Annotated in this window: 11 protein-coding genes; 1 reads left to right on the top strand and 10 read right to left on the bottom strand. The window is 36.8% G+C overall.

Translation table 11 applies throughout. The features are described from left to right. Nucleotides 1-27: 27 nt before the first annotated feature. The 8 genes from opp4B to AC4BC4_RS01265 all read right to left on the bottom strand — a co-directional run bounded on the left by opp4B (nt 28) and on the right by AC4BC4_RS01265 (nt 9,395). Entirely contained in the window at nt 28-990 is a 963-nt protein-coding gene (gene opp4B, locus AC4BC4_RS01300; RefSeq protein ID WP_438757605.1) for an oligopeptide ABC transporter permease, read from the bottom strand. Then, nucleotides 990-1,934 (bottom strand): ATP-binding cassette domain-containing protein, encoded by a 945-nt coding sequence (locus tag AC4BC4_RS01295; RefSeq protein ID WP_490476515.1) that lies wholly within the window; start codon nt 1,932-1,934, stop codon nt 990-992. Before AC4BC4_RS01295 ends, opp4B begins: the two co-directional genes overlap by 1 nt. Continuing rightward, entirely contained in the window at nt 1,934-2,941 is a 1,008-nt protein-coding gene (locus tag AC4BC4_RS01290; RefSeq protein WP_438757607.1) for an ABC transporter ATP-binding protein, read from the bottom strand. Before AC4BC4_RS01290 ends, AC4BC4_RS01295 begins: the two co-directional genes overlap by 1 nt. A gap of 395 nt (nt 2,942-3,336) precedes the next feature. Continuing rightward, complete coding sequence (acpP, locus tag AC4BC4_RS01285; RefSeq protein ID WP_010761893.1) at nt 3,337-3,576, bottom strand: acyl carrier protein; 240 nt, start codon at nt 3,574-3,576, stop codon at nt 3,337-3,339. 143 nt (nt 3,577-3,719) lie between these two features. Next, nucleotides 3,720-4,718, bottom strand: a complete 999-nt coding sequence (plsX, locus tag AC4BC4_RS01280; RefSeq protein WP_490476514.1) for a phosphate acyltransferase PlsX — start codon at nt 4,716-4,718, stop codon at nt 3,720-3,722. 434 nt (nt 4,719-5,152) lie between these two features. Beyond that, on the bottom strand, nt 5,153-7,207 hold the full coding sequence (gene recG, locus AC4BC4_RS01275) for an ATP-dependent DNA helicase RecG (protein ID WP_490476513.1): 2,055 nt from the start codon (nt 7,205-7,207) through the stop codon (nt 5,153-5,155). An 86-nt stretch (nt 7,208-7,293) separates the two neighbouring features. Then, the gene (locus AC4BC4_RS01270) at nt 7,294-8,967 is read right to left on the bottom strand and encodes a DAK2 domain-containing protein (protein ID WP_438757610.1); all 1,674 of its coding nucleotides are present in this window, start codon (nt 8,965-8,967) and stop codon (nt 7,294-7,296) included. A gap of 65 nt (nt 8,968-9,032) precedes the next feature. Continuing rightward, nucleotides 9,033-9,395 (bottom strand): Asp23/Gls24 family envelope stress response protein, encoded by a 363-nt coding sequence (locus tag AC4BC4_RS01265; RefSeq protein ID WP_010761897.1) that lies wholly within the window; start codon nt 9,393-9,395, stop codon nt 9,033-9,035. A 365-nt stretch (nt 9,396-9,760) separates the two neighbouring features. Between AC4BC4_RS01265 and AC4BC4_RS01260 the strand changes: the two genes are divergently transcribed. Next, on the top strand, nt 9,761-11,038 hold the full coding sequence (locus AC4BC4_RS01260) for an ISL3 family transposase (RefSeq protein ID WP_438756097.1): 1,278 nt from the start codon (nt 9,761-9,763) through the stop codon (nt 11,036-11,038). A 92-nt stretch (nt 11,039-11,130) separates the two neighbouring features. Here AC4BC4_RS01260 and AC4BC4_RS01255 read toward each other — a convergent pair whose 3' ends face one another. After that, on the bottom strand, nt 11,131-11,850 hold the full coding sequence (locus AC4BC4_RS01255; RefSeq protein WP_490476512.1) for a LytR/AlgR family response regulator transcription factor: 720 nt from the start codon (nt 11,848-11,850) through the stop codon (nt 11,131-11,133). Between the two features lie 5 nt (nt 11,851-11,855). Then, the gene (locus tag AC4BC4_RS01250; protein ID WP_490476511.1) at nt 11,856-13,160 is read right to left on the bottom strand and encodes a sensor histidine kinase; all 1,305 of its coding nucleotides are present in this window, start codon (nt 13,158-13,160) and stop codon (nt 11,856-11,858) included. Nucleotides 13,161-13,207: the final 47 nt, after the last annotated feature.

Below are 13,207 nucleotides of genomic sequence, written 5' to 3'. Positions count from 1 at the left end.
TCTCTTCCTTTCCTTAAAATTGATTTTCTATTGAACCCGAATCCGTGGATCTACAAGACTCATCACAATATCTGAAATCAGATTCCCGACAAGCGTTGCAACTCCTAAAATCAATACTAAGGCCGTGATTACTGCATAATCCCGTTGTCCGATCGAGTCGATAAATAATTTCCCAATTCCTGGATAACCAAAGATTTTTTCAATAACTACCGATCCACTGATCAAAGCAGTAATTTCGTAGCTAAGTTGAGATACGATTGGTAATGAAGCATTTCTGAAAATATGTCTTGTATAAACTTTATTTGTTGGTACCCCTTTTGAACGAGCGGTCCGAACATAATCAAGCGACTGAGAATCAATCACTTCATTACGTAAATATTGGATCGTGATTGCCGTTCCAAGAAGTGCCTGAGATAACGCTGGTAAAATCAAATGATAAAAACGATCCCAGATGTAAGCTGCTGTTCCTGGTTCAACACCACTAGAGACTGAACCTGTCGTTGGAAACCAATCTAAACGGTACCCGAAAATAAATAGCATAACCAGTGCAAAAATAAATGGCGGTACCGCAAAGCTAATAAAGTTGTATACCACTACAAATTTATCTAAAATAGAGTTTTGATAACGTCCAGATAAAACACCTAGTGGTAAAGCAATTGCATACATGATCACAACTGTTAATAAAGACAAGAAAATAGTATTAACTGCACGACCACCAATCAAAGTTGAAACGGGTAACTTGAAAATAAAGCTCTCACCAAAATCTCCATGGAAGACATTCACGATCCAACGTACATATTGTGTTGTCCAAGGATCATTCAATCCAGCTGATTCACGCATTTTTTCAATTACTGCAGGATCTGTATTTGGATTTATTAGCCCTGTAAAAGGATCACCTGGCATCATTTTAGCCAATATGAAGATCAAGACGCTTAAAATCAAAATTTGAGGAATCATTAAAAGTATACGCCGTAAAATCGTCTTCCACATTAGACTGCACTCCCATCTTTTAACGCTACTTGATGCGTTTCACTGATCTTACGTAAATCGTACACGCGACCATCCTGATCATAATAATCTTTTTGATGTTCGATATATTCCTTTTCTACTTGGCGACGCTGCGCTTTATGTTCTTCACGATGCGCAACATCGATTTTAGGAATAGCTGACAATAAGCGTTTTGTATAAATGTGCTGTGGGTTTGTGTAAATGTCCTGACGCGTACCAATCTCGACAAATCGACCTTTATACATGATCGCAATATTATCACACATATGTTTTACAACACCTAAGTCATGTGAAATGAATAAATAACTCAACCCATATTCTTCTTGGATATTTTTCATAAAATTCAAAACTTGCGCTTGAACGGATAAATCTAAAGCTGAAACTGGCTCATCTGCAATAATCAGTTTAGGATTTGTTGCAACTGCTCTGGCCACACCTAAACGTTGCCGTTGTCCACCTGAGAATTCATGCGGATATTTATACAACGCATCTTCCGGCATTCCTACAATATCTAAAAGCCCTTTGACTTTTTTCTTTTCTTCTTGATCACTCAATCGTTCAAAATTACGGATCGGTTCAGCAATAATATCCAGCACTCTTTTTTTAGGATTTAAACTGGACATTGAATCTTGAAAAATCATTTGAACATCCTTATTGTATTTCATCGCTTTACGATTATGCGCTTTTGTTACATCTTGATCTTGATATAAAATACTGCCATTGCTAACCTTCTCTAAGCCAATAATTGCTTTTCCTGTAGTTGATTTTCCAGAACCAGATTCACCAACTAAACCGTATGTCTTCCCTTTTTCAATAATAAAATCAACACCATCAACTGCCAGCACATGATCGGTCACTCGATTGAAGAAGCCACTGCGGATAGGATAATGAACTTTCAAGTCTTTGATTTGAATGATTTCTGCCATTATACTTCCTCCTGATCGTCTCTAAAATGGAAATGCTGATAGCATGTACAGCGGACAAAATGGCCCTCTGACACTTCATGCAATGTTGGTTCTGCTTCATGAGCATCCTCTGAAATCCAAGGAATTCTCGGAGCAAAACGACAGCCTTCTCTTGGTAACTTGCTTAACGATGGAACGACACCTTCAATTACATGCAGTTGACTATCATCTGAATTTTCTTGAGGAATCGACTGTAATAAAGAACGTGTATATGGATGTTTCGGATCGTTAAACAATTCTTCTGCTGTCGCAACCTCAACAAATTGCCCGGCATACATCACAGCTACCTTATCAGCCATTTCAGCTACTACCCCTAAATCATGAGTAATCAAAATAATGCCAGAACCCGTTTCTTCTTGTAAGTCCTTGAGTAAATCTAAAATTTGCGCTTGTATCGTTACGTCCAATGCTGTGGTTGGTTCATCCGCAATAATGATTGCTGGTTTACAAGCAATAGCAATTGCAATAATTACACGTTGACGCATTCCTCCAGATAATTCATGAGGATACTGCTTCCCAACTCGTTCAGGTTTTGGAATACCTACTTGTGTCAATAATTCGATTACCCGAGCTTGTTTTTGTTCTGCGTTCATATCTGTATGATAAGTCAAACTTTCTTTGATCTGATCTTCAATTCGCATCAAAGGATTCAACGCTGACAATGGATCTTGAAAGATCATCCCAATATCATTGCCTCGAATTTTATTATATAGTTGCTCATTAAACGTAGTTAAATTCAAATCTTTGTACAGAATTTCGCCCGTTACACGAGTATTATTTGCATCATGTAAGCCGATTATCGTTGTAGCTAAAGTACTTTTTCCACAACCCGACTCACCAACAATTGCCAAAATTTCGTTCTTACCTAATTCAAATGACACATCATCAACAGCATCATAATATTCATCTTTAATACGAAATCCTGTGTGCAGATGTTGAACATCTAACAATTGATTACCATCACTCACTTTAATACACTCCTCTATACTCAGTTAAATAACACAACACAGTAGAGAACATTAGTAAAAAAACCTCGTTTTTTAATACTTTCTATTCACTTACTCATTGTAATCGTTCCCAAATAATCTATATTCTCATTGTAATCATATTTAGGCAATTGTATATAATATTTGTAAAAATTGCAACATTTTGGTAATGCAAATTTTTCTAAATAAGTAAAAAAGAGGCTAAGACATAACTCTACGAGTTATATCCTAACCTTAAGGAATCCGAATAAATGGCGAGAGCAGAAGCAACGCCTTCGGGAATAAGTTGATATTCACAAAAAATTTGAAGAACAATTTTCGTGAATGTCCTCTTATTTCTCGAAATTATACACTTCTATCCTAACCTCTTTTTTTAATTATAAGTTATTCATAATATAATCTACAGCAGCACCAACTGTTTCAATTTGCTCTGCGTCTTCATCAGAAATTTCTGTACCAAACTCATCTTCTAGCTCTAAAACAAATTCCATTACACTAATTGAATCTGCGTTCAAGTCATCTTTAATGTTTAATTGATCTGTCACTTTCTCAGCTTCAATATCAAAGTGGTTTGAGATAATCTTCGCTACTTTTTCAAGTACTTCTTCACGAGTCAATTGCATTCACCTCCACTGCATTTGAAAAGCGTTCCTCACGATTGAGTTAAACGCTATGATACATTGTACTCACAAATGATTGATTTGTCCATCCTTTTTTGCAAAATTATTACAATAGAGTTGCAAATAGGTTGCGGATTTAATTATTCTTTTGTTTCATAATAGCTAACCAGTTGAGGTACGACCTCTGTTTTCAGCATTGTATGAATTTGACGAATCGTGTAGCGTACAGCTTCTGGTCCTGTCGATCCATGTGTTTTGATGACTGGCGCTTTCAAGCCAAAAAGAACCGCTCCACCATGTTTGGAGTAATCCATTTCATCTTTCATACCACGTAAGGCATTTTTTAAAAGCAATGCGCCCATCTTGCCTTTGAATCCTTCTGCAAGAATCGATGATTTTAAAAGTCCCATCATATTTAAGGCTGTTCCTTCAATTGATTTTAACACAGCATTTCCTGTGAAACCATCTGTCACAACAACATCTGCTGCTCCACTTAATAAATCTCGTGCTTCGACATTTCCGATAAAATGAATACCTTCTTCTTCTGAAAGCAATTCAAAGGCTTTTTTAGTCAGCTCACTACCTTTAGTTTCTTCGGCACCATTATTTAAAAGAGCCACCCGAGGTTTCGCGATATTTCGAACTTTTTCAGCATAAAATGAACCTAACACAGCGTATTGGACAAGATGTTCTGGTTTATTATCGGCGTTTGCACCTAAATCTAACATATCAAATCCACCATCTGACTGACCGATCACAGGCAAAGTCGACATCAAGCCTGGTCGTTCAACGTTTTTGATTCGTCCAACGATAAATAATCCTGCAGCTAATAACGCACCTGTGTTACCTGCTGAAAAAATCGCATCAGCTTCACCATTTTTTACTGCTTGTGCGGCTAATACCATCGACGCCGTTTTCTTACGACGGATCGCCTTAACTGGCTCATCATCGCTATTGATTTTTTCATCAGTATGAATAACCGTAATATTCGTTTCATCTGTTACATATTTTTTAATGTCATCTTCTTTTCCATAAAGTAAAAACTCAATCTCTGGAAAATCCTGTTTGGCCAACATCACGCCTTCAACAATCGCCTGTGGCGCATGATCGCCACCCATTGCATCAACTGCAATCTTCATAACATAGTCCCTCCTAGGTAAATTACAATAAGTAGTATAACATATCGAAAAGCGGAACGAAGCGTTTAGACCTCGAACAACCAAGTAGGTACCTTTTTACATCAACTCATTTCATTCATTGTGTGTCAAGGCAATTAGGAAAATGATGGGAAGATGCTTTTTATCCTTCCAAAATTTTATCTATTTGTTGAGAGGTCTGCTTCGTACAGCTAGATCACGAAAAGCGGAACGAAGCGTTTAGACCTCGAACAACCAAGCAGGTACCTTTTTACATCAACTCATTTCATTCATTGTGTGTCAAGGCAATTAGGAAAATGATGGGAAGATGCTTTTTATCTTTTCATCATTTTATCTATTTGTTGAGCGGTCTGCTTCGTACAGCTAGATCACGAAAAGCGGATCATCTCTCTTCAGCGCATGTAACTTCTCAAACACTAATCAAAGAACTGCTGCTCATCATCATTTGGCTTAATTTTATCAGCAATACCACGATATTCCGGTAAAATCCACCATTGCTCTTTTTTCCAAATAACGCTAGCTTCTTGGCGTGCAACCTCAAGAATATTGAAATCCGTTACGATATCGCCAACTGCAAATTGAGGCACACCCGATTGTCTGGCGCCAAACACTTCACCTGGTCCTCGTAATTCCAAATCCTTTTCACTCAGCACAAAACCATTATTCGTTTCTGTCATGATTTTCATTCGTTCCACACCCATTTCATTTTTCGGGTTTGCAACTAAAATACAATAAGATGCTTCCGAACCTCGACCAACACGCCCACGAAGCTGATGTAATTGTGCTAGTCCAAAACGATCCGCATCCATAATTAACATAACCGTCGCATTGGGAACATTTACGCCGACTTCGATCACAGTAGTAGAAACCAGTAACTGCAAGTTATTTTCTTTGAATTCCTGCATGATCTCTTCTTTTTCTTGATTTTTCATTTTCCCATGAAGCAAACCGACCTGATAAGTAGGGTTGAAAAACGCCGACATATGTTCAAATATCTCTGTTGCATTTTTAACATCCAGTGCCTCAGATTCTTCAATCAATGGGCAAATCACATATGCCTGATGCCCACGAGCCAATTCTTTTTCCATCCATTCTAAGACTGTATCTAATTGAGGCGGACGAATCCAGCGCGTTTCTATTGGAATCCGACCAGCTGGCATTTCATCAATGATCGAGACATCCATCTCACCAAAAGCTGTAATTGCCAAAGTTCTAGGGATCGGTGTAGCAGTCATGAATAACACGTCAGGCTTCAACCCTTTTTCTCTTAAGACTCTGCGTTGATTCACACCAAATCGATGCTGTTCATCTGTAATCACTAGCCCTAGCCGATGGAACAAGACATCTTCTTGAATCAACGCATGGGTACCAATGATGATATCGATTTCGCCTGTCGCTAATTGTTCAAGAAGTTCTCGGCGTTCCTTTGTCTTGGTCGATCCAGTCAACAACGCTGTACGAACTTCTAATAGATCATACAATTGTTGAAGGCTTTCCATATGCTGTTGTGCTAATATCTCAGTCGGGACCATTAAAGCCCCTTGAAAACCTGCTGTCATCGTTGCGTAAAGAGCAATTGCCGCTACAACTGTTTTCCCACTTCCAACATCGCCCTGTAATAAACGTTGCATATGATTCGGACTCATTAAGTCCCGACAAATTTCATTTGTTACTTTTTTTTGAGCTGTAGTCAACTCAAAAGGCAGCTTTTGTGTAAATGATTTTAATCGTTCTACATCATACTGAATGCTCAATCCATTTTTTTCTGCTTTTTCTTGTCTCTTCAATCCTTGCATTTTTAATTGAAATAAGAAAAATTCTTCAAAAACGACTCGCCGCTTTGCTTGATGACTATCTTCTGGATCGTTTGGAAAATGCATGGCCAACATCGCTTCTTTTCTTGGCATCAAACGATATTTCGCTAATAAATCTTCCGGTAAAATTTCAGTAATCAACTCACCGTATTTTTCAAACCCTGTACGAATAAGCTGGATCAGACTGCTTTGACGAACTTTTTTATTTACATGATAAATCGGAGCAAAATCTTCACCATCATTTTTAGCTGCTAAAATTTTCATACCATTCAATGATTTTCGTTTAGCATCCCATTTTCCATAGACTGCAATTTCTTCGGACAGTATGATTTTATCTTTTAAATAAGGTTGATTGAAGAAGGAAACGTTGATCACCGCATGGTCTTGCATCATCCGAAACATCATTCGACTTTTTTTATACCCATAACGACTAACAACAGGTTCAGATACCACTAACCCTTTTAAGGTAACTTTCTCTTGATCTTGAATTTCGTTTAGCTCTTTTTCTTGGATATCATCATATCGAAAAGGGTAATAAGATAACAAATCCTCAATCGTTTGAATGCCTAACTCCTTTAGGTTTTCCGCCCGTTTTGGCCCAACACCCGGGAGCACACCGATGTCATCTGATACGTTCACCGCTTTTCCTCCTCTCATTAATAGATACGTGATTTACACTCTATTTATTTATTTTCTATAGAAAAAGCCAAACAACAAGTGTCTGGCTTTTTGATTCTCTCAATTTATTCAGCTGAAAATAGGTAAGGATAAACAGGTTGTCCACCTTCATGAAGTTCTGTCTCTAACTCTTCATATTCAGCAGTCAATGCTTCTACAAATTTTTCAGCTTCTTTCATTGTACCACCGACACCTACAATAATCGTTATGATTTCTGTCTCATCATCGATCATGCGTTTTAGTGTATCCAATGATGCGTTGAACATATCTGGTTCTGATACTACAATTTTGCCGTCGATCATGCCTAGATAGTCATCTTTTTTAATTTCAACATTGTCGATTGTTGTGTCACGTACAGCTGTTGTTACCTGTCCGCTGACTACACTTTCGATCATTTCTGTCATAGTTGTTTTATTTTCTTCTAATGTTTGTTGATCATTAAAAGCAAGCATCGCTGTCATTCCTTGAGAGATTGTTTTTGTTGGAACAACTGCTACTGGAATATCTGCTACTTCTGCTGCTTGATCAGCTGCCATGAAGATGTTTTTATTGTTAGGTAAGATAATAACTTGATCTGCGTTAACTTCTTTAACAGCTTTCAATATGTCTTCAGTACTAGGGTTCATTGTTTGACCACCGCTGATGATATAGCTTGCACCAAGGCTTCTGAACAATTCTTGAACACCTTCTCCTGCTGCAATTGCAATAACTGCATAAGGAACACGTGCCTTTTTAGTTACGGCTGCTTGTGCGTCATGCTCAACTAGCGTTTCGTGTTGTAAGCGCATGTTGTCTACTTTGATTTTCACTAATGAACCGAATTTTTGTCCATAATTCATCACTTCACCTGGATGCTCTGTATGCACATGAACTTTGATGATTTCATCATCGTTTACGACAAGTAAAGAATCTCCTAATTCGTTCAAGTAGTTTCTAAATGTTTCATAATCGAAATCACTGTCCACAGTTGGACCTTCACCGATTTGAACCATGATTTCTGTACAGTAACCGAATTTGATATCTTCAGTCGCAACATGTCCACTGACGCCACGGTGATGTTCAGCGTTGACCATCTCATCCATCTCACCTGGGCTTGGCTCATAGATTTCTGTTGCTAAAAATTCGCCAGATAAAGCTTCTAAAAAGCCTTCATAAATAAATAACAAACCTTGACCACCACTGTCGACCACGCCTACTTCTTTTAAGACAGGTAGAAGATCAGGAGTTTTAGCTAAAGCACGTTTTGCACCTTTAACGACAGCTTCCATCACTTCGATACAGTCATCTGTTTCTTTTGCTTTGCGTTCACCAGAACGGGCAGCTTCACGGGAAACAGTCAAAATTGTTCCTTCTACGGGTTTCATTACTGCTTTATACGCAGTCTCTACTCCATGCGTAAACGCTGCTGCTAAATCTTTAGCATTCAACGTCTCGACATCTGGAATTTGCTTAGAAAAACCACGAAATAATTGTGATAAGATAACACCAGAGTTTCCTCTAGCGCCCATCAATAATCCTTTTGAAAGAATCGTTGTAAGTTCTCCGACTTTTTCAGAACGAGAATCGGCTACAGCCTTCGCTCCACTTGTCATAGATAAGTTCATATTTGTTCCTGTATCACCATCTGGCACAGGGAAAACATTCAATGAGTTGACGTATTCTGCATTCACATGCAGACGACTCGCACCAGCCTGAACCATCTCTTGGAACTGACTTGCACTGATTTCTGTTACATTCACCTAAAAAATCCTCCTTTGAGATTCCTGCAAATAGATGATCGTTCATCTATTTGACAGCTGGCTACCTAGTCAGGCAACACACGAACACCTTGCACAAATACGTTGACCGAATTAGCTGTCACACCTAATAGTGTTTCAAGGTTATACTTTACTTTTTCTTGCACATTACGAGAAACTTCTGAAATTTTTGTTCCATAACTTACAATAGTATATACGTCGACCGCAACGCCATTTTCTTCTTGACGTACGACCACGCCTTTAGAATAATTTTCTTTACGCAAAATGCCATTTAAATTATCTTTGATTTGGTTTTTACTAGCCATACCGACGATTCCATAAATATCTGTCGCAGCACCGCCAACAACTGTGGCGATAACCTCATTGGTAATCTCAATGGTACCTGCTGGTGTTTTGATTTTTACAGCCATTGATGAAAGCCTCCTTAAAGAGCACAATTGCCCTATTTTCTTCTATAGTATTTTAACATAGGCGTATCTTAATGAAAAGGAACTTATCTAGATAATTATAGAGAGTCTCATCGAATTTACCAATAATTGTATAATTTACATCGTTTGTAGGAAAATGTCAAACTGAAATAAAAGAAAAAAGCACTGCGAAACCTTATTGGTCCACCTTGCTTTTGAATAATCAGGTTCTATAATATATTGTGTTGGTGGAAATCAAAAAAGATTTTCTACCAGCACTTTTTTAAGCATTTAAACACAAAAAAGGAACAACTAACTGATAAAATGAAATCGACAAAAACCACAAATCATCAGAAAGGTTGTTCCCTATGGATAAGAATACCAGATTATTGCTCGGACTTACAGACAAAAACCTCTGGTTTGAAAAAAATTGGTTGGAACAAAGAACAGTAAAAGGAGTGCAAGCTCAAGTGATTAAAGCCAAGCTGACCTATTCACCTACCCATTGCGAGAAATGTGGAAGCCTCGATCATGGACAAATCATCAAAAATGGCAGTCATACAACAACAGCTCAATTGCCTGTTTTTAATGAACGTTTCACTCTATTAGAGCTAAAACGGACACGCTTTCTTTGTCATGAATGTGGTACTACTTTTCACGCTCATACAGAGCTGATTGAAGAACATCATCACTTATCTAAACAGCTTCAATACCAAATTATGCTTGACTTGAAAAAGAATGTTTCAAGAAAAATGATTGCTCAAAAGCACTTTGTTTCAGACATAACAGTCCTTAGAATGATGGATAGACTATCACAAAATTATCGAACAAACTGGAACTTCCTCCCTAAAATTTTATGTATTGATGAATTTAAATCCATGAAATCTTGCCAAGGAAGTATGAGCTTTATTTGTGTGGATGGACAACGGAATCAGTTGTTAGAAGTGTTGGAAGATAGACGACTACACAAATTGACCGCTCATTTCATGCGCTTTACACGTGAAGCTCGGCTACATGTAGCGTATCTCGTAACAGATATGAACGCTAGTTACCATCAACTTCTTCGAACGGTCTTTCCTAATGCTCAATTAGTGACGGATCGCTTTCATATCGTCCAACAAATGAATCGTACGTTGAACCAATTGCGAATTCAAACGATGAACCGCTTAAAAAGTTCTAAACCAAAACAATACCGTCGCTTAAAACGCTATTGGAAGCTACTATTGAAAGATTCCGATAAATTAGATATAAACTGTCGAGCATACCAGCCCTTATTTAAACGACCATTAAGTCAACAGGATATTGTCGATGAACTGTTGCACTATGATGCTGTCCTACGGACAGGCTATGATACGGTTCAATACTTAAAATATGCTTTTTCTCATCGGGAACATACACTCTTTTTTGAGTATCTTCAACAGCTAGATAATCAGCTACCACACTGGTTCAAAAAGAAATTACTCTTCTTTAACAAATATAAAGAAGGCATTAAAAATTCTTTTCGCTTCCCTTATTCTAATGGTGTCACTGAAGGGTTAAACAATAAACTTAAGGTAATCAAACGGGTAGCCTATGGCTATCGAAACTTTTATCATTTTCGTTCACGTATTTATATTATTCAAGGTCTTATTTTTTCACAACAATAAAAAAAGCCTGATAAGAATGTTCTATCCTTACCAGACCTAGATTTCTATTCAGTTATTTGGCTTACCAACACAATTTGACGTAGAACCAATAATCATAAATTTTTCATTGCTCTGACAGAAACAAGACAAGTCTCTCCGTTACTCATTTCGACTGTTCTTTCACTTTTTAATATCTTACTGATATGGTTTCGGTTTATTAGGTATGATTTATGACATCTATAAAAAGAATCGCACTGTTCTTCAATCTCTTTCAAAGCGCCATAAAACTCGATTTCTCCATTCTCTAAATGAAGAATTATTTTATGTGATGCCGCAGATGATTCAAAGAAAATAATATCCGTGGTATTGATGGAACGAACAGTATCCCCATCTTTTAGCTTAAACAATTTCTTTTGATTACCACGATCATTATTCACCCGTTCATGAGCTAAGTGTATGCTTTCACAAATTCTTCGCTGAAGGTCATTTTTGTTATCTTTTATGATATAATCCATTGCTTCAATCTTATAGGTAAATGTAAGATAAGATAATTCCCCGTGGGTAGTGACAAAAACAATTTTCCCTAAATCATCATATTTTCTAATTTCTGCTGCTAAAGTCAGTCCTGACATTTCATGCTGTAAATCAACATCAAAGAAATAAAGCCCAATCATTTTTGGGTTACTTTTAACATATTCCAATACTTCTAGTGGATTGCCAGTAGAAAACACTAACTCCATATCCAAGCTCTCCATCAGGATATAATTTTTGACATATGTCTCGATTGTTTGGCGTTGCCTCCAATCATCTTCACAAATGATGATAGATAACATTACGTTCACGCCCTCTCTATGCTGCCTATTGTTAATTTTTGAGTAAATAGATCTTTATTGATCAATGTAGACAAACTGACATTTTCTAGTGATCCTATCAAATCCTGAACGTTACTCAATCCTTCGCCTCTGCCTTCTCCTTTAGTGGAAAAACCTCTTTTTTTGAGTATATGAAATTTGGGGATATCTTCTCTACAGGAGTTTTGAATAACAATATGGGCTGCATGACTATCCTTGTACAAGGCAACTGCAAGTTTTCCTTCACCAATATACTCTAGCTCTTCTATCGCATTATCTAAAAAAATTCCAAGCACTCTAACTAGAATTATTGAGTCTGTAGGTAGAAGCTCAATTATTTCGTTTACCTCTACTTGTGCGTCAATTCCTTTTTCTTGAGCTGAAATTAACTTAGACGCTATAATACTCTTGACTTCTCTTACTTTTATATTTCCAATAGCATCTAATTTATAATCATTTTGGTTAATAAACTGTGAAGTCTTTTTTATTTTATTAAAATAATAACCGTTCAAGCCTTCGTAATCTTTATCGACAATAAAATCTTCTAACGAGTTCAATATGTTTTTATAATCATGGCGAAATTTTCTCATTTCTTTATATTGTTTTTCCATAAGCTCCATATAGCGTTGATTTGCGAAATACTCTCTTTCTTTTTGTTGTATTTCATACTTACTTCTCATTGAGCTAATGTACATAAAAAATGTAACCAGCGAAACAACTAAGTAAATACCTAAAAAAAACAAATTTAAGCCTATTAAATCTACACGATTGTCTGGAAAAACCCCGAAAAAGAGTAGTACGTATAGAATAGATACTGTTATTATGCCAATTATATAAATGAGGAACTTATTTTCAGAAGATAAAATCATCTTATTTTTTGTATATCTCAACAGTCTAGCGACACTTAAACTAACCGCCATAGAAATCAAGCAACCAATAATTTGATTTACTATCAAGAGAGAAATATTAGAAAAAAGAGCTGTCTCTTCAAAAGTATGCATCCCAATTAGCGTCACACAATGATTACTCACAATCAAAATCACTAATGAGTAACTCATCATTCCAATAACTTCTATGTATTTTTTCCTCTCGATAAATATTGCCAGCAATATTAACATAAAAATCAGCACTATTTCTCCAAGTGAGGAACCAATTAGAGAATAAACAAAACCAACGAGGATAGATAGAAGCCCTAGCAATAGTGATTCAATTAAAGTTATTTTCTCATCCGTCAATATTTTATAATTAAGATATATAAAGACGAATTGAATAGCAATCAAAAAAATAACCATATCGTCCCCCTAAGTATTTGTGCCTTCATTCTAGAATGAACAACACT

Source organism: Enterococcus sp. AMC1086, assembly GCF_058216575.1.
The sequence above is the reverse complement of the archived record's forward strand: the minus strand, read 5'-3'. Positions and strand labels throughout refer to the sequence as shown.

Coding starts and splice junctions, on each gene's coding strand:
- AC4BC4_RS01260 (WP_438756097.1), top strand. CDS start 9,761: ATGGATAAGAATACCAGATTATTGCTCGGACTTACAGACAAAAACCTC.
- AC4BC4_RS01295 (WP_490476515.1), bottom strand. CDS start 1,934: ATGGCAGAAATCATTCAAATCAAAGACTTGAAAGTTCATTATCCTATC.
- recG (WP_490476513.1), bottom strand. CDS start 7,207: ATGAGAGGAGGAAAAGCGGTGAACGTATCAGATGACATCGGTGTGCTC.
- AC4BC4_RS01250 (WP_490476511.1), bottom strand. CDS start 13,160: ATGGTTATTTTTTTGATTGCTATTCAATTCGTCTTTATATATCTTAAT.
- AC4BC4_RS01265 (WP_010761897.1), bottom strand. CDS start 9,395: ATGGCTGTAAAAATCAAAACACCAGCAGGTACCATTGAGATTACCAAT.
- AC4BC4_RS01255 (WP_490476512.1), bottom strand. CDS start 11,850: ATGTTATCTATCATCATTTGTGAAGATGATTGGAGGCAACGCCAAACA.
- plsX (WP_490476514.1), bottom strand. CDS start 4,718: ATGAAGATTGCAGTTGATGCAATGGGTGGCGATCATGCGCCACAGGCG.
- opp4B (WP_438757605.1), bottom strand. CDS start 990: ATGTGGAAGACGATTTTACGGCGTATACTTTTAATGATTCCTCAAATT.